Source organism: Rhodoblastus acidophilus, assembly GCF_025961575.1.
In the GTDB taxonomy this organism is placed as follows: Bacteria; Pseudomonadota; Alphaproteobacteria; order Rhizobiales; family Beijerinckiaceae; genus Rhodoblastus; species Rhodoblastus acidophilus_C.
The window spans coordinates 86,056-105,070 of the sequence record NZ_JAOQNX010000004.1 but is presented as its reverse complement, the minus strand read 5'-3'; the positions used below and the strand labels follow the sequence as shown (position 1 = coordinate 105,070).

Below are 19,015 nucleotides of genomic sequence, written 5' to 3'. Positions count from 1 at the left end.
GAGAAAAACACCCCTACGCCATGCCGGACGGTCGAAATCAATGTTTCAGAAATAATCGATCATCGCCTGTGCGGCGACTGAACGGAAATCAGCCTATTGCTTCAACCCAATTCTCTTGATTTCCCAGTGCAAGTCCACGCCCGTCGCAGCCTTCACCCGCGCGCGGACCTCCTCGCCAAGGTTTTCGATGTCGGCGGCGGTGGCGTTGCCGCGGTTGATCAGGAAATTGCAGTGCATTTCCGAAACCTGCGCGTCGCCGACGACGAGACCGCGGCAGCCGGCCTTATCGACCAATTGCCAAGCCTTTTCGCCGGGCGGGTTTTTGAATGTCGAGCCGCCGGTCTTTTCGCGGATCGGCTGGCTTTTTTCGCGGGCTTCGGTGATGCGGTCCATTTCCGCATTGATCGCGGCGGGGTCGCCGGGGCGGCCCTCGAACAGGGCTTCGGTGAAAATGATGTCGTCGGGGGCGCCGCTGTGGCGGTAGGTCATGTGGAGGTCTTCGACCTTGAACACGTGAACCTCGCCCTTGCGGTCGACGCCTCGGGCTTCAACCAAAAAATCCTTGGTTTCGCCACCATGGGCGCCGGCGTTCATGCGCAGGGCGCCGCCGATGCAGCCGGGAATGCCGCGCAGAAAAGCCAGACCGTCAATGCCGGCGTCGGCCGCCGCCTTGGCGGCGCGCATGTCGGGGACGCAGGCGCCGACGCGCAGCCGATGGCCCGGCTCGACCTTGACCTCGCCGAACGCCCGGCCGCCCAGCCGGATCACCACGCCGGGGATTCCGCCGTCCCGAATGATGAGATTGGAGCCGAGACCTATGACTGTGACTTCAATGGTTTGAGGCAGGTTCTTGAGAAAATAGGCGAGGTCTTCTTCATCCGATGGATTAAAAAGAACCTGCGCCGGACCGCCGACGCGAAACCAGGTGTAGGGCGCGATTTCGGCATTCGCGGTGAGGCGGCCGCGCAGCTCTGGCATGCGCGCCGAAAGCTCGCCGGTGATGTCCTTAAAACTCATGCAAAAATCCCGTCCAGCCAGCGCCGGAACATTTTGACCCCGGCCTGCGCCGTCGCCGCGCCCGTTTCCGCCGCTTGGCGGCGCAGATCGCCGGGCTTGATCCCGACCTTGCCGAGCTCGCAGGTGTGGCCGATCAGCCAGGCTTCGAGCGCTTCCGGTTCGACCTCGGCGTGGAATTGCAGGGCGAGCCCGTAAGCACCGAGAACAAAAGCCTGGTGCGGACAGAGCGGGGTGGAGGCCAGCGACACGCCGTTGGGCGGCACGCCAAAAGCGTCGCCGTGCCAGTGCAGCACGGGAACGCCTTGAAGGTCGGACAGCGGGTTTTCGCGCCCGATGTCGCGCAGGGTGAGCGGCGCGTAGCCGATCTCCTTGCCCGGGCCCGGACCGACCGGCGCGCCCAGCGCCGTCGCCATCAATTGCGCGCCCAGACAAATGCCGAGCGTCGGCTTTTCCGCCAGCAGGCGGCGGCCGATGGCGGCGATTTCCGCTGTGAGGAACGGGTAATCCTCGGTTTCATAGACGCCGATGGGTCCGCCCAGCACGATCAGCAGGTCGCAGGCTTCGATGTCGGCCGACGGCAGCGGCCCCAGCCCGACCTCATGATAGACCGGGACAAAACCGTAATCGGGAAGGATGCGCGCCAGAACGCCCAGGTTTTCGAAGGCGACATGGCGCAGGACCAGCGCCCGCTTCACGCGCCGCCCTCCGCGAGTTGGCCGGGCAAGGCATAGGCCCATTGGGTGATGCTGCCGGCGCCCAGGCAGACGACGTAATCGCCGGGCTTCGCCAGTTCGCGAATATATTTCGGCAGAGCTTCGGGGGTGGGCAGCGCCAGGGCTTGGCGGTGGCCGTGCGCCTTGATCGCGGCGACCAAATGGTCGCGGTCGACGCCCTCGATGGGGGCTTCGCCGGCGGCATAGACATCGGCGACCAGGACGACGTCGGCGTCGTTGAAACAGGTGGAAAAGGCGTCGAACAGGGTTTGCAGGCGGGTGTAGCGGTGCGGCTGCACCACCGCGATCACCTGGGCCTTGGTCGAAGCGCGAGCGGCCCTCAGCACGGCGGCGATTTCGACGGGATGGTGGCCGTAATCGTCGAAAATGGCGACCCCGTTCCAGTCGCCGGTGCGGGTGAAGCGGCGCTTGACGCCGCCGAAACCGGCGAGGCCTTTTTGAATCTGGTCGAGGCCGACGCCGAGCTGGTAGGCGACAGCAATCGCCGCCGTGGCGTTGAGCGCATTGTGGTGGCCCGGCATGGGCAGCACGAGGTCCTTTAACACGATCTCGCGGCCGTGGAGGCGGTCGCGGATCGTCACCTGGAAGCGGCAGACGCCGCCGGTGAGGTCGATGTTGGACAGGCGCACGTCGGCCTGCGGATTCTCGCCATAGGTGATGACGCGACGATCCTCGATTTTGCCCACCAGTTCCTGGACGGTGGGATGGTCGAGGCACATGACCGCGAAACCGTAGAACGGCAGGTTTTCCACAAAAGTGCGGAACGCCTCCTTGATGGCCTCAAAAGTTTTGAAGTGGTCGAGATGCTCGGGGTCGATATTGGTGACAACAGCGACGTCGGCAGGCAGTTTGAGAAAGGTGCCGTCGCTTTCGTCGGCCTCGACCACCATCCACTGGCCCTCGCCAATGCGGGCGTTGGTGCCATAGGCGTTGATGATGCCGCCATTGATCACGGTGGGGTCGAGTTCGCCGGCGTCAAGCAGGGTGGCGACCAGCGAGGTCGTCGTCGTCTTGCCATGGGTGCCCGCGACCGCCACGCATTGCTTGAGGCGCATCAGTTCGGCGAGCATTTCGGCCCGGCGCACCACCGGCAGGCGCTTTTCACGGGCGGCGGAGAGTTCGGGATTGTCGCGCTTGATCGCGGTCGACACCACGATCACCTCGGCGTCGCCCAGGTTTTTCGCGTCATGGCCGATGAAAATCTTGGCGCCCTTGTCGCGCAGGCGTTTGACATTGGCGTTGTCGGAGGCGTCGGAGCCCTGGACCTGATAACCGAGATTGATCAGCACTTCGGCGATGCCCGACATGCCGATGCCGCCTATGCCCACGAAATGGATGGGGCCGAGCGTGCGGGGCAGTTTCATTGGGGGGTCTCCGGCGAATCGATCATGCCCGCAATGTGCAGGGTCAGGTAGGCCAGCCTGATGGCGGCGTCGGTCACGCCCGCGGTTTTTGCCTCCGCGGCGCGCTTCGTCAAGTCTTGGGGATTGGCGAGCGCATGGCGCAGCCGCTCCAATAGTCCCAGAGGGGTGAAATTGATCTGCCGAACGACATCCGCCGCGCCGGTGGCGGCGAGATGGGCGGCATTGGCCGCCTGATCCGCGTCGAGCGCGTGGGGAAAGGGGACGAGGATCGAGGGGCGCCCGATCGCGGCGATTTCCGACACGGTCGAGGCGCCGGAGCGGCCGATCACCAGATGCGACGCGGCGATGCGCTTGGGCAGGTCGTTGAAGAAAGGCGCGACTTCGGCGGCGATCTTCAGCCGGGCGTAGGTCTCCTTGACGCGCGAAAGGTCTTCGTCGCGGGCCTGCTGGGTGACGACCAGGCGCGCCCGCTCCGCTTCAGTGAGCAGGCCGAGCGCGTCGGGGACCACGTCGGAAAACACCCGCGCGCCCTGCGAGCCGCCGGTGACCAGCAGTCGCAATTTCTGGTCGTCGAACCCGGGATAGGCGTAGCGCGCCGCCTCCAGCACCGCCGGGCGCAGGGGATTGCCGACATAGGCGACTTGCGCCCCGCCGGGGGAAAGGCCGTCGAGGGTGGGAAAGCCGGAGGCGATCAGTTTCGCCCGTCCCGCCAAGAACTTGTTGGCGCGGCCGATCACCGCATTCTGTTCGTGCAACACCAGCGGCACGCCGCGCAGCGAGGCGCCGAGCGCCGGGGGCACCGTCGGATAGCCGCCGAACGCGACGATGGCGCGGGGTTTCAGCTCGCCGGCGAGATTGAAGGATTCGAGCACGCCATTGGCGAGGGTCAGAAGCGCCATCAGCTTGGCGCCAAGCCCGGAGCCGGTCGGCGTCGCCGAAGCGATGACATGCACGGCTTCGGCGGGGAAGTCGGCGGCGTATTTCTGGGCGCGGTCGTCGGTGGCGAGCCGGACGCGCGCGCCCTTGGCGATCAGCTCATGGGCGAGCGCCGCCGCTGGAAACAAATGGCCGCCGGTTCCGCCGGCGGCGACCAGGATCAGATTGTCGCTTTCCATCAGGCGGCTTGTCCTTCAGGCGGTCCCCGATGATCGAACAGGATTTCCGAACGCGGCCGCTTGCGAGTCACCGCTATCAGAAAACCCATGCTGATGCCTAGGGAAAGCAGCGACGATCCACCGTAGGAAATGAACGGAAGCGTCATGCCCTTGGCCGGCATCAGGTGCAGGTTGACCGCAATGTTGATCGAGGCCTGGATGCCGAACAGCATGGCGAGGCCCGCCGTGGCGAAGCGGCAGAACGGGTCCTCGTTGCTCGACGCCTTGATCAGGCTGCGCAGCACGATGAAGGCGAACAGGCCGACCAGCGCCATACAGAAGATCAGGCCGAATTCCTCGCCGGTCACGGCGAAGATGAAGTCGGTGTGGGAGTCCGGCAGGATTTGTTTAAAGGTGCCCTCGCCCGGCCCCTTGCCGAACCAGCCGCCTGAGACGAAGGCGTCATGCGCGGTCTCCACCTGAAAGGTGTCGGCCTGTCCGCCCCCCTCGCCGGGGTTCAAAAAGTTCTGGATGCGGGCGCGGACATGGGGGGCGAATTTATAGGCGAGGCCGGCGCCGACCACGCCGACGCCGCCGAGCGCCGGGAACCACAGCCAGTGCAGCCCGGCCATGACCAGAAGCGCGCCCCAGACCAGGCAGACGAGAAGGGTCTGGCCGAAATCGGGCTGCAGCACCAGCGGAACGATGGTCACCGGCAGCAGCGCGATCGCCAGCAGATTGCCGGGAACGTCATGGCGTCGCGCGCCTTCGGAAAAGGCCCAGGCGGCGAGGATGACGAAGGCGGGTTTCAGGAATTCCGAGGGCTGGACGCCGAAAATCCAGCGCTTCGCGCCCTTGACCTCATGGCCGAACAGTAAGGCGGCGAAAATGCCCGCCATGGCGACGACATAGAGCACCAGCGCGCCGCGACGCAAATGGCGCGGTTGCAGGAAGGAGCAGGCGATCATCAGCGCCACCGAGGGCGCCAGCAATTCCACCTGCCGGTTGACGAAATGGAAGGTGGGCAGGCCGATGCGCTCGGCGACCGGCGGGCTGCCGGCCATGATCAGCACCAGACCGCAGACGATCAGGGCGCCGACCGCCGCCAGCAGCCAGCGATCGACGGTCCACCACCAATCGGCGACCGGGGAGCGTTCCGCGCGTGATACCATGTGCAATCGTCCTTCCGCCCGGCGCTAAGGCCCGCGCGCCTAAATGGGTTCGTCCTGTGGCTTTTCGGCTTCCGGCGCGGCGGCGGGCGCGTCGAGGGAGGGCCCGGTGATCACGTCCTCCACCGCCTCGCGGAACGCGTCGCCGCGCTTTTCGAAATTGGGGAACTGGTCGTAGGAGGCGCAGGCCGGCGATAGCAGCACCACCGGCTCCGGCGCGTCGCTCGCCCGCGCGTCGCGCGCGGCGGCGGCGGTGGCGACGTCGAGCGTCCCGCATTTTTCGTAGACGACCGCGCCTTCCAGGGTTTTCGCAAAATCCTCGGTCGCGGCGCCGATCAGATAGGCCTTGCGGATTTTTCCGAACAGGCCGCGCAGCGGCGCAATGCCGCCCTCCTTGGCCTTGCCGCCGATGATCCAGAAAATGTCGTCAAAGCTGAGCAGCGCCTTTTCGGCGGCGTCGGCATTGGTCGCCTTGCTGTCGTTGACGAACAAGACCTTGCCGGAACGGGCGACCTGCTCCATGCGATGGGCGAGGCCCGGATAGGATTTCAGGCCGGCGTAAATACGGTCATGGGTGAGGCCGAGGCGTTCGCAGGCGGAAAAGGCGGCGGCGGCGTTCTGGCCATTGTGCGCGCCGCGCAGAGCCGGCGCCTGCGAGAGGTCGAACAAAGCCTCTTCCACCGTCTTCATCGCCGGCAAAGCAAAAGTGCGGCGCAGCGCGCCGGCCTCGCAGCGGACGGCGCCAATGGCGTGGGGCTGGCTGTTGGTGATGCCGACCACGGAATGGCCGAGTTTTTTCAGATATTGGAAGATCGCCTCGCAAAAGGCGTCGTCGCGGCCGACCACGGCGAAATCGCTGGATTCCACCAGCCGCTGCTTGATGGAGGCGTAATTCTCCATGGTCCCGTGCCGGTCGATGTGGTCGGGCGTGAGATTGAGCAGCACGCCGATCGTCGGATTCAGCGAGGGCGCGAGGTCGATCTGGAAGGTGGAGCATTCCACCACATGCACGCGATTTTCGGCCGGCGGCGCGAGGTCGAGGATCGGCACGCCAATATTGCCGCCCATCTGCACGTCGGCGCCGGCTTCGCGCAGGATATGGGCGATCAGCGAGGTCGTGGTGCTCTTGCCATTGGTGCCGGTGATGGCGATCAGCGGCGCGTGCGGGCAGGTTTTGGCGCGCTCGCGCAGGAAAAGCTCGATGTCGCCGATCACCTCGACGCCCGCCTCCTGCGCCTTGACCACGGTCCAGTGCGGCGCCGGATGGGTCAGCGGCGCGCCGGGGGTGAGGATCAGCGCATGAAACAGCGACCAGTCGGCGTCGTGGAGGTCATAGGGGGTAAAGCCCGCCTCCGTCGCCTTTTCGAGCGCGGTTTGCGAATCGTCCCAGACGTAGACGCTGGCGCCGCCGGCCGCGAGGGCCTTGGCGGTGGAGAGGCCGGAGCCGCCGAGGCCGAACAGCGCGACGGTCTTGCCGGAAAAGCTTGAAACCGGGATCATGTTAGCGAACCTTGAGAGTGGTCAGGCCGATCAGCGCCAGGACAAAAGCGATGATCCAGAAGCGCACCACGACCTGCGGCTCGGCCCAGCCGAGTTGCTCAAAGTGGTGGTGGATCGGCGCCATTTTGAACACGCGCTTGCCCGTGGTCTTGAACGAGACGACCTGGACGATCACCGACACCGCCTCCATCACGAACAGGCCGCCGACGATGGCGAGCACGATCTCGTGCTTGATCGCCACCGAAATCGCGCCGAGCATGCCGCCCAGCGCCAGCGAACCGGTGTCGCCCATGAAAATTTGCGCGGGCGGCGCGTTGAACCACAGAAAGCCCAGGCCCGCGCCCAAAACCGCGCCGGCCATGACGGTCAGCTCGCCGGCGCCGGTGACATGGTTGATGCCGAGATAATGGGCGTAAATGAAATTGCCGGCGAGATAGGCGATGATCCCGAACGTGGCCGAGGCGATCATCACCGGCACGATGGCGAGGCCGTCCAAGCCGTCTGTGAGGTTGACCGCATTGCCGGCGCCGACAATGACCAGCGCCGCAAAGGGAATGAAGAACCAGCCGAGATCGATCAACCAACCGTTGACGAAGGGGGCGGCAAGCTTGGTCGCCGGGGCCGCGGTGTGGAAGGGCGCGACCAGCGCGGAAGCCAAGTCGGCGAACGAGGTCACCGGCGGCGCCACCGAAGCGCACATCATGAAATAGGCGGCGAGCATGGCGATGCCGGCCTCGATGGCGAGGCGCGAACGGCCGGAAAAGCCGGCGTGGCTCTGCTTGGTGACCTTGAGATAATCGTCGTAAAAGCCGATCGCTCCGAAGCCAAGGGTGACGAACAGCACGATCCAGACATAGGCGCTTTTCGGATTGGCCCACAGGATCGTCGACAGCGCCACGCCGAACAGAATCATCAGGCCGCCCATGGTCGGCGTGCCCCTTTTGGCGAGATGCGATTGCGGGCCGTCGGTGCGGATCGGCTGACCCTTGCCCTGCTTCAGCCGCAGCGCCGCGATCATGCCGGGGCCGAAGAAGGCGACGATGGCGAGCGCCGTGGCGCTCGCGCCGGCGGCGCGGAACGTGATGTAGCGGAACACGTTCAACGCGTTGAAATAATGGGTAAGATCGGTGAGCCAGGTGAGCATCTATGCCTCTGAATTCAATTCCGGAGCGGCGAAACGCTTTTTCAGCGCCGCGACCAAAGCGTGCATTTTCGAACCGTTCGAGCCCTTGACCATCAGCGCGTCGCCGGGACGCAGCGCCTGGGCCAGCAGGGGTTCGAGCCCGCTGGCCTCCGCCGCCCAGCCACCGCGCTTCGCCGGGGGCAAGGCGTCGTAAAGCGAGCGGCTCAGCGGACCCGCCGCGAAGACCAGATCAATACGGTTTTTTTCAAGCGGCTCCGCGAGTTGCGCATGCAGCTGCGGGCCGGTGGCGCCGAGCTCCAGCATGTCGCCGAGCGCGGCGATGCGGCGGCCTTCGCCGGACACCGGCGCCGCGCCCAACAGGTCGATCGCCGCCTTCATCGAGGCCGGATTGGCGTTGTAGCTCTCGTCGATCAGCAGGACATCGCTGCCTTGGATCAGCGGATCGAGCGGCAGGTTTTCGCGGGCGCCGCGGCCTTGCGGGGGCGCGAAATTTTTCAGCGCCTCGGCGGCCTTGCGCATGTCGAGCCCGACGGAACGGGCCGCCAGCAGGACGGCGAGGCTGTTGACCGCCAGATGCTTTCCCAGCGCGCCGAGGCTGTAAACAACGTCCTCGCCGAGCACGCGCGCCGAAATCCGGGCGAACGCGGCCTTCGGTTCGTAATTCACGAGCTGGGCGTCGGATTCGGTCTCGCCGAAAGTGAGGATGGGACCGGCGTGGCGTTTCGCCTCCTCCTCGAGGATTTGAAACGTGTCGATGTCGCGGTTCAGGATGGCGACGCCGCCTTCGACCAGACCGCCAAAAATTTCGGCCTTGGCGCGGGCGATGGCTTCGACATTTTCAAAATGTTCGAGATGGACTGGCGCGACATTGGTGACGATGGCGACATGGGGGCGCACCATGTCCACCAGCGCGGCGATTTCGCCCGCATGGTTCATGCCGATCTCGAACACGGCGAAATCGGCGTCCTCCGGCAGCCGCGACAGGGTGAGCGGCACGCCCCAATGGTTGTTGAAACTTTTTTCGGAGGCGTGGACGTTTCCGGCCGCGCCGAGCGCGCAGCGCAAAGCCTCCTTGGTCGAGGTTTTGCCCACCGAGCCGGTGACGGCGATCACCGCCGCGCTTGTGCGCTCGCGGGCGGCGCGGGCGAGGTTTTCCATGGCCTTGAGCACGTCATGGACGACGAACAGGGTTCCCAAGCTTTTGAGCGCGTCGGCATGCGCTTCGTCGACGACCGCCGCCGCCGCGCCGCGCTCGAAAGCCGCGGCGACATAGTCATGGCCGTCGGTGCGATCGCCCTTGATGGCGAAGAACAGGTCGCCGGGCTCCAGGCTGCGGCTGTCGATGGAGATGTTTTTGACGCCCGCCGGAAGGCTTCCCAGCACACGCGCGCCGAGCGGGGCGATCAGGCCGAGGCCGCTCCACAAAAAATCGCTCATGCCAACTCCTCCAGCGCGGCGCGCGCTTCGTCATGATCGGAGAACGGCAGGATTTTGGCGCCGACGATCTGACCTTTTTCGTGGCCCTTGCCGGCGATCAGCAGCGCGTCGCCGGGGCGCAGCTCAGCCACGCCGGCGCGAATCGCCTGGGCGCGATCGCCGATTTCCCGAGCCCCCGGGGCGTTTGCCAGAATGTGCGCGCGGATGTCCGCCGGCTGTTCGCTGCGCGGATTGTCGTCGGTGACGATGACGACATCCGCGCCGCGCGTGGCGATCTCGCCCATGATCGGCCGCTTGCCGGCGTCGCGGTCGCCGCCGCAGCCGAATACGACGATCAGGCGATTCTTCGCAAAGGGTTTGAGCGCCGCAATGGCCTTTTCCAGCGCGTCGGGCTTGTGGGCGTAATCGACGAAAACCGGCGCGCCGTTTCTGTCGCCGACCCGCTCCAGCCGGCCGGGCGCGCCCTTGAGCTGTTCCAGCGCCGCAAAAACGCCATCGGCGGGGGCGCCGGCCGCCAGCGCCAAGCCCGCCGCAACCAAAGCGTTTTCCGCCTGGAAGGCGCCAGCGAGCGGCAGGCGGATTTTGCGCGTGACGCCCGCGTGGACGAGGGTGAGGATCTGGTCGAACCCTTCCGCGCCCCCCTCGGCGAGGCGAATCCCCTGCCCCTTGGCGCCGACCGTGAAAGCCTTGAGGCCGCGCGCCTCGCAGGCCGCGACGACTTTGTCCGCGTGGTCGCCGTCGGCCGCAACCACCGCCGTTCCGCCCTCTGGCAGCAATTCGGTGAACAGCCGCAGCTTCGCGCCGAAATAGGCGTCGAGATCGGGATGGTAATCCAGATGGTCGCGCGAAAGATTGGTGAATCCGGCGGCTTTGAGCCTCACCCCGTCGAGGCGGCGCTGGTCGAGGCCGTGCGAAGACGCCTCCATCGCCAGATGCGTCACCCCCTCGCCCGCCAACGCATCGAGCGTCTTGTGCAGGGTGAGCGGGTCGGGCGTGGTCAGCGAGCCATAGACGGCGCCGCTCGGTTTTATCACCCCGATCGTACCGAGCGAGGCGGCGGGAAAACCGCAGGCCGCAAGAATCTGGCGGGTGAAATCCGCGACCGACGTCTTGCCGGACGTGCCGGTGACCGCGACGATCGTTTCCGGCTGGCGCGGATAAAACAGCGCCGCTGCTTGCGAGAGCGCGGCGCGGGCGTCGTCGACGCGCTGGTAATGCGAGGCGATCGCCGGGGGCGCGCGGCGGTCGCCGACCACCAGCACGGCGCCCGCCGACAGCGCTTTTTCGGCGAAAGCCATGCCGTCCGCCTTGGCGCCGGCCAAGGCGAAGAAGATGAAGCCGGGTTTGACCGCCCGGCTGTCGGCGGTCAGGCCCAAAACCTCGGCATCGCAGAGCGCGGCGGGGACGTCGGGGAAAAAATCGGCGAGCTGCATCAGTCTTCGCCTCCAGATTTCGCCGGCTGGTTGACAAAACCATAGCCCATCCGCGCCAGCAGCGGGAACGGCTGCGCCGGCAGCTCAATGCGCGGCTGGAGGCCAAGGAGGGGCGAGATCCGCTCGATCAGCCGGCCTGTGACATAGCCGGAATTGTAGGCGGCGGTGGCGTAGGGCTCGCCCGGAAGGCGCTGCGGCTCGTCCATCACGGTCAGGAACAGGTAGCGCGGCTGGTCGGCCGGCACCACCGCCATGAACGTCGTGAACAGTTTCGAGTGGTCGTAGCGGCCATGAAAGACCTTTTCCGCCGTACCGGTCTTGCCGCCGACGAAATAGCCGGGAATATTGGCTTTTCTGGCCGTGCCGGCTTCCGCGTTGAGCCGCATGATATAGCGCAGCGCCTCTGAAGTCTCCGCCCGGATGACGCGCGGCTGCGCGGTCTTGTCGAAATCGGCGGGGCGCTTGAGGAAGGTCGGCGTGACGAGATAACCGCCGTTGACCAGCGCCCCCACCGCCATCATCGCCTGCAGCGGCGCGACGGCGAGGCCGTGGCCGAAGGCGATGGTCGCCGAGGACACCTGCGACCAATGCGCCTGCCGGGGCTGCATCGGCTCGCGGCTTTCCGGAAGTTCCGTGCGCATGCGATCGAGCTGGCCCATCTTTTTCAGGAAGGCTTTCTGGTAGTCAGGCCCCAGCGTCAGGGCGAGGCGCGCCGTGCCGACGTTGGAGGAAAACTTGAAAACTTCCGGCAAGGTCAGCATGCGGTTGTGATTGTGGGAATCATGAATGACGTTGCGTCCAATATGCAGCGGCGCCTGGCCGGAAATCGACGAGTTCAGGTTGAACCGGCCGGAATCCAGCGCCATCGCGAGGGTGAGCGCCTTGAAGGTCGACCCCATTTCGAACACGCCATAGGTGAGGCGGTTGAAATTGTCGGCGCCCTGCGCGTCGCGGGGATCATTGGGGTCGTAATCGGGCAAAGATGCGGCGGCGACGACCTCGCCGGTGTTGACGTCGAGAATCGCGGCGCCGGCGGCCTTGGCGTGAAAACGGTCCATCGCCGCTGCAAGTTCGTCGCGCACCGCATGGGTGGCGCGCATGTCGAGCGACAGCGCCACCGGCCTCAGGTCGTGCTGCACGACGAGACCGGAAGCGCGCAGCGCGCCGAGGCCCTGGTCATCCAAAAACTTTTCGACGCCTTGCAGGCCGTTATTGTCGGCATTGGTGAAGCCGACGATATGGGCGCCGAGCCGTCCATTGGGATAGACGCGCTTGTGCTCGGGCAAAAAGCCGACGCCGGGCAGGCCGAGGCGGAAAATCTGGTGCTGCTGCGCCGGGGTCACCTCGCGCTTGACCCAAACAAACCCTTTTTTCTTGCCGAGCCGTTCGCGCAAGTCGCTGGCGTTGAGGTCGGGCAGGATGGCGGTGAGCTGTTCGACCGCCTCGTCCTTGTCGACGATCGAGCGCGGCTCGGCGAATACCGACATCACCTTGACGTCGGTCGCCAAGACTTCGCCGTTGCGGTCGGTGAGGTCGGGGCGCGCGGCGGAGACGGCTTCCGCGGCCTCGCGCCGCGCCGAGGGCTGGTTGGGCGTCATGCCGAGATAGGCGAGACGGCCGACGAACACGCAAAACAGAGCCGAGAATAGCAAGGCGATGAAGCGGATGCGGCTGCGGCTCTTGCCGAGGTTGGTCGAAAACAGCGCGCCCCAGAAGGAGCGGCGCAGGAAAAACGGCGGCGGCTTGCGCGGCGGCGGCGGCGCGGCCTCCACCGCGATCGGCGCGACGACGGGCTCGGGCTGCTCCTGCGGCCCGGGCGCGTGCGACGCGGGAGGCTCGTAATAGGGTTGATCGGCGCGGGCGGCGGCGGAACGCATGCTCATCTCTCCGCTTTCACGGCTTTTGCCGGTTTTGCTGCGCTGGCCGCGGGCGCCGGAGCGCTGGACGGCGGCTTGGGAGCGCTCGCCGCGGGCTTGGCGGCGGGCTTGGCGGCGTTGGCGGACGGTTTTGCGGAGCTCGCGCCAGGCTTGGCGGGATTGGCCGAGCCTTTCGCCGGGCTCGCAGCCGGCTTGACCGGGCTCGAGGCGCCGCCGCCATCGCCGGACGGGGTTTTGGTGGGCGCGGCCAGACCGAGATCGGCGAGCTTGGCGGCGATCTCGTCGCCGCGCGCCGCCTTCTCCGGCACCGCGCTCGCGAGGACGATCTGATTCAATTGCAGCTTCTGCCCGCCGAGATATTTGCCCGCCAGGGTTTCCATGCGGCCGGGGCTGTCGAGCTGCGCCCATTCGGCCTTGAGCATGGTGACGCGATCCGTCTCGCGGGCGAGGTCGCGCTTGGCCTTGGCGAGCTGCTCCGCCTGATAGAGCGCCGCATATTTGATTTCATAGGCATAGACCGCCGAGCCCACCAGCACCAGCACAGCCAGGATGTTGAGGATGCGAAACATTTATTTCTCCCCGGCCGGGCGGGACAACAGCTCCGCCCAGCGCAGCTTCGCCGAACGGGCGCGCGGATTTTTCCGCGCCTCCTCGTCGCTGGCGGCGACGGGTTGCGGCGGGCGCAAGGCAAACGTGGGTTCGGGCGGCGCGATCTCGCCGGGCAGCAGCCGCGAGGCGGCGCGCCCGCGCCCGCTGCGCTCGGCGAAGAATTTTTTGACGATTCGGTCTTCCAGGGAATGGAAGGTGACGACCGCCAGCCTTCCGCCGGGTTTTAGGATGCGCTCCGAGGCCTCGAGCGCCTGGGTCAGCTCGTCCAGCTCGGCGTTGACCGCGATGCGCAGCGCCTGAAAGGTTTTGGTGGCGGGATGAATGTCCTGGGGACGGCTGGGAATGGCCTTGGCCACGATCTGGGCGAGCCGCAGGGTGGTCAGGATCGGCGCCTCTTGCCGCGCCTGGCAGATGAAACGGGCGACCCGGCGCGAGCCGCGCTCCTCGCCATAGAGATAGATCAGATTGGCGAGATCGACCTCTTCCAGCTCGTTGACGAGATCGGCGGCGCTGCGGCCGGCGCGCGACATGCGCATGTCGAGCGGGCCGTCGAAACGGAAGGAAAAGCCGCGCTCGGCCTCGTCGAACTGCATGGAGGACACGCCGATGTCGAGCGCGATCCCGTCGAATTTTTCGCCGCCCGCCGCCTGCCCCATCTGGGAAAAGCGGGTTTCCACCAGCTTTAGCCGACCCTGCGCCTCGACCACGAGGCTTTGGCCGGCGGCGATGGCGGTGGGGTCGCGGTCGAGCGCCAGAACTTCGCCGCCGCCTTCGAGAATCGCCCGCGTGTAGCCGCCGGCGCCAAAAGTGCCGTCGATGAATTTTTTCCCCGGCGCGACCTCGAGCGCGTCGAGCACCTCGGCGAGCAGCACGGGAATGTGGCGCGCGTCGCTCATGGCGCGGGGTTCGGGGCGAGGAAAAGCATGAAAACCTGGGGGTTGGCGCAGGCGCGCGAAAACAGCCGACAAAGCCGGACTCGGCGCCATTTGGGGATGTGCGGGCGGACTAACATGCGTCATGTCTGGGCGTCAAAGACCGGATTGCGGCTCTTGGGCGCATTAAAGCATTCTTAGCGTTAAGACTTTGTTGAGACGGGAAGAGGGCTAGGGATCAGCGGGTTGCCGAGCGTCAGGGCGGGGTGGGCCGAGAATCGGGACCGGAACGAATTGCGCCCTGCCGGCTCGCGATGGCCGCAAGCGTGAGCCGCACAATTCGATCCGGTCCCCTCCTTGGGAAGGAGCACCAGTCGGCCTGTAAGCCGGGTTCTGTATGGCGCCTTGCGGCGCGTGACAGCCATTCATCTGGGACCTCCATTGCTGGAGGCCTCTTGCAACCAACCCGGACGACGCCCCGGAGAAGGGGTGGAGGCTAGCCTCGGCCAGCTCCTGTCGTCCCTATTCGGTTTTGCTCCCGGCGGGGCTTGCCGTGCCGTCGACGTTGCCGCCCACGCGGTGCGCTCTTACCGCACCCTTTCACCCTTACTCGCAGCGAACTGAGAGCGGTTTGCTTTCTGTGGCGCTTTCCCTGGGGTCGCCCCCGCCGGACGTTATCCGGCGCCGTTTCTCCGTGGAGCCCGGACTTTCCTCTGTTCGAAAACAGCGGCTGTCCGGCCGACTGGCTGGCGTGCTTTACGGCTTTTGCTCTTGCGGCGCAACCGGCGGCGGTTCGGCCGGCTTTTCCGCCTCGCAGACCGTTTCGCGCGGCGTGCAGGCGATCCCCGGCGTCGAGCAGGTTTTGGGCGTGCAGATGGTGCAGCCGTCGGTCCAGCCGAGGCAAGTGGGATGGTCCGCGCCATAGCGCTGCATCGGGCGCGGGTCGGCGGGCGCGTCGGCCAAAGCCGGCGCGGATGCAAGCAGGAACGCGAGGAAAATGGCTTGGCGCATAAAACCCTCCCCACCCCTTTTGTCCCGCGCCTGCGCCGCGCGCAAGATCGACTTGGCGGGGTCGGCGTGCTACAGCCGCGCCATGCTGGAAGGTCTCCCCCCAAACAACGCCGCGCATGTCATGCGCCTGCGCTGCGCCGAGGCGCAAGCCCGCGCCCTCGCCGATCTCGTCGTCGAAACGTTCGATCCCGCCGAAACCGCGGCCGCCGCCTTCGAGGAAAAGGCGTCCACCGAGAGCTGGGCGGCTACGCCCTGGGTGGTCGAGGTCTATTTCGGCCATGAACCGGACGAGGAAAACCTGCGCGAACTGGCGACAATTGTGGTCGGCGCGGAGCTGGCGGCGCAGATCACCTTTGGCCGCGTGTCGCAAAAGGACTGGGTGGCGTCCTCGCTCGAAGGTCTGTCCGCCGTTCGCGCCGGGCGGTTTCTGGTGCATGGCTCGCACGACCGGGCGAGCGTCAAAACCAATGACATCGGGCTGGAGATCGAGGCGGCGCTGGCGTTCGGCACCGGCCATCACGGGACGACGCGGGGCTGCCTGCTGTTTTTAGACGAGATTTTGAAGCGCCGGCGTCCGCGCGACATTCTCGATGTGGGTTGCGGCACCGGGGTTCTGGCGCTGGCCGCCGCGCGCGCCTTGCGGCAAAACGTGGCGGCGGGCGATATCGACGCCCAAGCTGTCGCCGCCGCGCGCGCCAATGCCGTGCTCAACCATGCGGGGCCCTATCTGCGTCCCGTGCAGGCGCGCGGCGCGGCGCATCCGGCCTTGTGGCGTCCCGGCGCCTATGACCTGATCTTTGCCAACATTCTGGCGAAGCCGCTGCGGGTTTTGGCGCCGAGCCTCGCTTATCTCGCCGCGCCTGCGGCCGATGTGGTGCTGTCGGGGATGCTGGTGCGCGACGTGCCCGGCGTCTCCTCGGCCTGGGCGGCGCAAGGGTTTTATATCGCCAAGCGCCGGCATATCGACGGCTGGGCGACCCTGTTGATGCGGCGCGGCGGGGCTTAGGCGAGCGGGACCAAAATGCTGTTTTCTGTCCGCCACCGCACGTTTTACAGCTATTCGGCGCCGGTGCGGTTGGGCGGGCATGTGTTGCGGCTGCATCCGCGCGCGCTCGATGTGATGATACGCTCGGAATCCCTACGGATCGAACCAGAACCGATTTTTCGCGCCGTCGAGGTCGATCCCGATGGCAATCGGACGACCAGGGTCGAATTTGATGGCGCGACCGACCGGCTGCTGATCGAAAGCGTCTTTGAGCTGGAGACTTGCGCGCCAGGACCGCTGGCGGCCGCGGCCCTGCCCTGGCGCGAAACGGCCGGGTTCGATCCGGGCCCAAAAGTGCGCGCCTACGCTTGCGACCTTTTCGCGCGCAGCGGGGGCGATGCGTTGCTCTTACTCGACGCGCTCAACCGCGACCTGTTTTCGCGCACGGAGCGGCGCATCCGCGACGCCGGCTATGCGCAGGAGCCAGAGGACACGTTGTTGCGCCGCAAAGGCGCGTGCCGCGACCTCACCCTGCTGTTCATGGCCGCGGCGCGCAGCCTCGGCTTTTCCGCCCGCTTCGTCAGCGGCTACCAGGCGCAGGCCGAAACGCCCGACGGCAAGCGGCATCTCCATGCCTGGCCCGAGGTTTTGTTGCCCGGCGTGGGATGGCGGGGTTACGATCCCACCCATGGGCTTGTTGTTTCCGACGGGCACGTCGCGCTCTGCGCCGGCGCGGATCAGCGCGCCACCATGCCCGTCGAGGGCGGGTTTTATGGCGACGGGGTTTCCTCGACTCTGGCGTTCGAGTTGGTGATTTGCGCGGAATAGGCGCAGGGGGCGCCCCCCCTTGTGACGGGATCAGATCGACACGGGAGCGAAATTGACGAACTCGCCGCCAGGCTTTCGCATCTGACGCTGGTCCGAAGTGATCTATCTGCTGGACATCACTCACCAGGGCGCAAGATGGATCGTTGCTCGCGCACGCCCCGCCCCATCACCTCTGCAAAAAGCACGCATCCCCATAGGAATAGAAGCGATACCCCGCGCCAATCGCATGCGCATAGGCCTGTTTCATCGCATCGATCCCGGCGAAAGCGCAGACCAGCATGAACAAAGTCGAGCGCGGCAGATGAAAGTTGGTCATCAGCGCGTCCACCGCCTTGAACCGGTAGCCTGGCGTGATGAAAATCGACGTGTCGCCGGCAAACGGCCGCACCCCGCTCTCGTCCGCCGCGCTTTCCAATATGCGCAGAGACGTGGTGCCGACCGCGACGATCCGCCCTCCCCGCGCCCGCGCCGCGTTAAGCCGCGCCGCCGTGCCCGCGTCGATCTCGCCCCATTCCGCATGCATGACGTGGTCGCGCGTGTCCTCCGCCTTCACCGGCAGAAACGTGCCGGCGCCGACCAGAAGCGTCACTTTTTCGACGCTCGCCCCAATTTTGCGCGCGGCTTCGAGCAAATCCGGCGTAAAATGCAGACCGGCGGTGGGCGCCGCGACGGCCCCAAGTTTTTCCGCAAAAACCGTCTGGTAATCGCGCGCGTCCTGCGCATCCTCGGCGCGCCGCGCGGCGATGTAAGGCGGCAGCGGCATGTGCCCCACGGCCATGATGGCGTTGTCGAGCGCGGGACCGGAAAGGTTGAAGCCGAGCAAAACCTCGCCTTCATGTTTTTCGACGACCTCCGCCCAAACGCCCTCGGCAAAATCCACGCGTTCGCTGATCTTCAATTTCTTGGCGGGCCGCACAAAGGCGCGCCAATGGTTTGCATCGACCTTTTTGTGCAGCGTCGCCTCGATCCGCGCCAAAAATTCGCCGCGCTGGCGTGTGCCGAACAATTGCGCGGGAATCACCTTGGCGTCATTGACCACCAGCACGTCGCCGGGTCGCAGCAGCGACGGCAAATCGGCGACGTGAGCGTCGCGCAGCGCGTCGCCCACCACCAGCAGCCGCGCGGATTCACGCGGCTCGGCCGGCCGCAAGGCGATTCTGTCTTCAGGCAGGTCGAAATCGAACAGGTCCACACGCATGATGCGGCGTCATAACAGGTCGAGCCGCAAAGGAAAACGGAGGATGCGCCGACGTCAGGCGTCGCGATTTCGCTTGCTGAATTCCTCGAACAGGATGGTGTCGAACAGCAGGATCGCGTCCTTGTCGCGGATCGATTTCATCAGCGAGGCGCGCATATCCGCGGCTTCCTTGAAACTGTGCAGATAATTATTGACGATATAGGTCAAGCGCATGATGTCGCCTTTGCGGATCGCCCAAAAATGCCTGGCCCTCATCCCAGCGATGGAAACAAAGGCGAAATAGCCTGATGAAGCCACGAACAAGGACGCGGTGACGAAAAACAGGACAGTGACCCCCAGGATCAAATACAGGAATCCCACGGTCAGCGCCGTCAACAGGACCAGCGCCGCAAGGCTCAGCACAGCGGTCCTGTCGTCATATTTCACTTTGCTGCTCGAGACGTGGGTCAAAATATCCTTGATCTCGGTTGCGGCGTCGGACTTTTCCGCGCGCGCCACAGCGGGATCGTCGCGGATCGCCGGGTCTTGTCGTGATTTTTGGACGGCGACCATCGCGCGCGCCAGAAAAAAGGTGGCGATCGCGCCAAGCGACGCAAGGATGGACGAGGTGATGACGAAATAATCGGCGGTCGACATGGAAACACGCTCTGGCGTTCAGAATCGGCTCAAGTCTTAATCGCTTCAAGCGGCAAGGCAAACGCGCGGCGGGGGCTAGGACGGCGGAGCGTCATGAAAAAACCCCG

General features: G+C 65.8%; 17 protein-coding genes and 1 other RNA gene. 2 read left to right on the top strand and 16 right to left on the bottom strand.

Features of this window, described 5'->3' with window-relative positions:
* Positions 1-93: 93 nt before the first annotated feature.
* From murB to M2320_RS03970, 14 genes are all read right to left on the bottom strand, one after another.
* Positions 94-1,017, bottom strand: coding sequence for a UDP-N-acetylmuramate dehydrogenase (gene murB / locus M2320_RS04035; RefSeq protein WP_264596170.1), 924 nt, complete (start codon positions 1,015-1,017; stop codon positions 94-96).
* Positions 1,014-1,712, bottom strand: coding sequence for a glutamine amidotransferase (locus M2320_RS04030; protein WP_264596169.1), 699 nt, complete (start codon positions 1,710-1,712; stop codon positions 1,014-1,016). The genes murB and M2320_RS04030 overlap by 4 nt, the downstream gene beginning before the upstream one ends.
* Entirely contained in the window at positions 1,709-3,115 is a 1,407-nt protein-coding gene (murC, locus tag M2320_RS04025) for a UDP-N-acetylmuramate--L-alanine ligase (protein WP_264596168.1), read from the bottom strand. Before murC ends, M2320_RS04030 begins: the two co-directional genes overlap by 4 nt.
* Complete coding sequence (locus M2320_RS04020) at positions 3,112-4,230, bottom strand: UDP-N-acetylglucosamine--N-acetylmuramyl-(pentapeptide) pyrophosphoryl-undecaprenol N-acetylglucosamine transferase (RefSeq protein ID WP_264596167.1); 1,119 nt, start codon at positions 4,228-4,230, stop codon at positions 3,112-3,114. The genes murC and M2320_RS04020 overlap by 4 nt, the downstream gene beginning before the upstream one ends.
* Positions 4,230-5,381, bottom strand: a complete 1,152-nt coding sequence (locus M2320_RS04015) for an FtsW/RodA/SpoVE family cell cycle protein (RefSeq protein WP_264596166.1) — start codon at positions 5,379-5,381, stop codon at positions 4,230-4,232. Before M2320_RS04015 ends, M2320_RS04020 begins: the two co-directional genes overlap by 1 nt.
* 39 nt (positions 5,382-5,420) lie before the next feature.
* Positions 5,421-6,878, bottom strand: coding sequence for a UDP-N-acetylmuramoyl-L-alanine--D-glutamate ligase (murD, locus tag M2320_RS04010; RefSeq protein ID WP_264596165.1), 1,458 nt, complete (start codon positions 6,876-6,878; stop codon positions 5,421-5,423).
* Position 6,879: 1 nt separating this feature from the next.
* Entirely contained in the window at positions 6,880-8,022 is a 1,143-nt protein-coding gene (mraY, locus tag M2320_RS04005; protein WP_264596164.1) for a phospho-N-acetylmuramoyl-pentapeptide-transferase, read from the bottom strand.
* Positions 8,023-9,459: a UDP-N-acetylmuramoylalanyl-D-glutamyl-2,6-diaminopimelate--D-alanyl-D-alanine ligase gene (locus tag M2320_RS04000; protein WP_264596163.1), complete on the bottom strand. Its 1,437-nt coding sequence runs from the start codon at positions 9,457-9,459 to the stop codon at positions 8,023-8,025.
* Complete coding sequence (locus M2320_RS03995; RefSeq protein ID WP_264596162.1) at positions 9,456-10,892, bottom strand: UDP-N-acetylmuramoyl-L-alanyl-D-glutamate--2,6-diaminopimelate ligase; 1,437 nt, start codon at positions 10,890-10,892, stop codon at positions 9,456-9,458. The genes M2320_RS04000 and M2320_RS03995 overlap by 4 nt, the downstream gene beginning before the upstream one ends.
* Positions 10,892-12,769, bottom strand: coding sequence for a peptidoglycan D,D-transpeptidase FtsI family protein (locus M2320_RS03990; RefSeq protein ID WP_264596161.1), 1,878 nt, complete (start codon positions 12,767-12,769; stop codon positions 10,892-10,894). The genes M2320_RS03995 and M2320_RS03990 overlap by 1 nt, the downstream gene beginning before the upstream one ends.
* A gap of 2 nt (positions 12,770-12,771) precedes the next feature.
* The gene (gene ftsL / locus M2320_RS03985; protein ID WP_264596160.1) at positions 12,772-13,338 is read right to left on the bottom strand and encodes a cell division protein FtsL; all 567 of its coding nucleotides are present in this window, start codon (positions 13,336-13,338) and stop codon (positions 12,772-12,774) included.
* Positions 13,339-14,274: a 16S rRNA (cytosine(1402)-N(4))-methyltransferase RsmH gene (gene rsmH / locus M2320_RS03980; protein WP_319801410.1), complete on the bottom strand. Its 936-nt coding sequence runs from the start codon at positions 14,272-14,274 to the stop codon at positions 13,339-13,341.
* A gap of 342 nt (positions 14,275-14,616) precedes the next feature.
* Positions 14,617-14,996, bottom strand: an RNA gene (rnpB, locus tag M2320_RS03975) — RNase P RNA component class A.
* Between the two features lie 10 nt (positions 14,997-15,006).
* Positions 15,007-15,261, bottom strand: a complete 255-nt coding sequence (locus M2320_RS03970; protein WP_264596159.1) for a hypothetical protein — start codon at positions 15,259-15,261, stop codon at positions 15,007-15,009.
* Positions 15,262-15,343: 82 nt separating this feature from the next.
* Between M2320_RS03970 and M2320_RS03965 the strand changes: the two genes are divergently transcribed.
* Together M2320_RS03965 and M2320_RS03960 are read left to right on the top strand one after the other, a co-directional pair.
* A complete protein-coding gene (locus M2320_RS03965; protein ID WP_264596249.1) occupies positions 15,344-16,267 on the top strand; it encodes a 50S ribosomal protein L11 methyltransferase in 924 nt (307 codons plus the stop codon).
* A gap of 15 nt (positions 16,268-16,282) precedes the next feature.
* Positions 16,283-17,074: a transglutaminase family protein gene (locus M2320_RS03960; RefSeq protein ID WP_264596158.1), complete on the top strand. Its 792-nt coding sequence runs from the start codon at positions 16,283-16,285 to the stop codon at positions 17,072-17,074.
* A 166-nt stretch (positions 17,075-17,240) separates the two neighbouring features.
* Here M2320_RS03960 and queA read toward each other — a convergent pair whose 3' ends face one another.
* Complete coding sequence (gene queA, locus M2320_RS03955; RefSeq protein WP_264596157.1) at positions 17,241-18,272, bottom strand: tRNA preQ1(34) S-adenosylmethionine ribosyltransferase-isomerase QueA; 1,032 nt, start codon at positions 18,270-18,272, stop codon at positions 17,241-17,243.
* A 54-nt stretch (positions 18,273-18,326) separates the two neighbouring features.
* Positions 18,327-18,908, bottom strand: a complete 582-nt coding sequence (locus tag M2320_RS03950) for a hypothetical protein (protein ID WP_264596156.1) — start codon at positions 18,906-18,908, stop codon at positions 18,327-18,329.
* Between the last annotated feature and the right edge of the window lie 107 nt (positions 18,909-19,015).

Coding starts and splice junctions, on each gene's coding strand:
- murB (WP_264596170.1), bottom strand. CDS start 1,017: ATGAGTTTTAAGGACATCACCGGCGAGCTTTCGGCGCGCATGCCAGAG.
- murC (WP_264596168.1), bottom strand. CDS start 3,115: ATGAAACTGCCCCGCACGCTCGGCCCCATCCATTTCGTGGGCATAGGC.
- M2320_RS04020 (WP_264596167.1), bottom strand. CDS start 4,230: ATGGAAAGCGACAATCTGATCCTGGTCGCCGCCGGCGGAACCGGCGGC.
- M2320_RS04015 (WP_264596166.1), bottom strand. CDS start 5,381: ATGGTATCACGCGCGGAACGCTCCCCGGTCGCCGATTGGTGGTGGACC.
- murD (WP_264596165.1), bottom strand. CDS start 6,878: ATGATCCCGGTTTCAAGCTTTTCCGGCAAGACCGTCGCGCTGTTCGGC.
- mraY (WP_264596164.1), bottom strand. CDS start 8,022: ATGCTCACCTGGCTCACCGATCTTACCCATTATTTCAACGCGTTGAAC.
- M2320_RS04000 (WP_264596163.1), bottom strand. CDS start 9,459: ATGAGCGATTTTTTGTGGAGCGGCCTCGGCCTGATCGCCCCGCTCGGC.
- M2320_RS03995 (WP_264596162.1), bottom strand. CDS start 10,892: ATGCAGCTCGCCGATTTTTTCCCCGACGTCCCCGCCGCGCTCTGCGAT.
- M2320_RS03990 (WP_264596161.1), bottom strand. CDS start 12,769: ATGCGTTCCGCCGCCGCCCGCGCCGATCAACCCTATTACGAGCCTCCC.
- ftsL (WP_264596160.1), bottom strand. CDS start 13,338: ATGTTTCGCATCCTCAACATCCTGGCTGTGCTGGTGCTGGTGGGCTCG.
- rsmH (WP_319801410.1), bottom strand. CDS start 14,274: ATGAGCGACGCGCGCCACATTCCCGTGCTGCTCGCCGAGGTGCTCGAC.
- M2320_RS03970 (WP_264596159.1), bottom strand. CDS start 15,261: ATGCGCCAAGCCATTTTCCTCGCGTTCCTGCTTGCATCCGCGCCGGCT.
- M2320_RS03965 (WP_264596249.1), top strand. CDS start 15,344: ATGCTGGAAGGTCTCCCCCCAAACAACGCCGCGCATGTCATGCGCCTG.
- M2320_RS03960 (WP_264596158.1), top strand. CDS start 16,283: ATGCTGTTTTCTGTCCGCCACCGCACGTTTTACAGCTATTCGGCGCCG.
- queA (WP_264596157.1), bottom strand. CDS start 18,272: ATGCGTGTGGACCTGTTCGATTTCGACCTGCCTGAAGACAGAATCGCC.
- M2320_RS03950 (WP_264596156.1), bottom strand. CDS start 18,908: ATGTCGACCGCCGATTATTTCGTCATCACCTCGTCCATCCTTGCGTCG.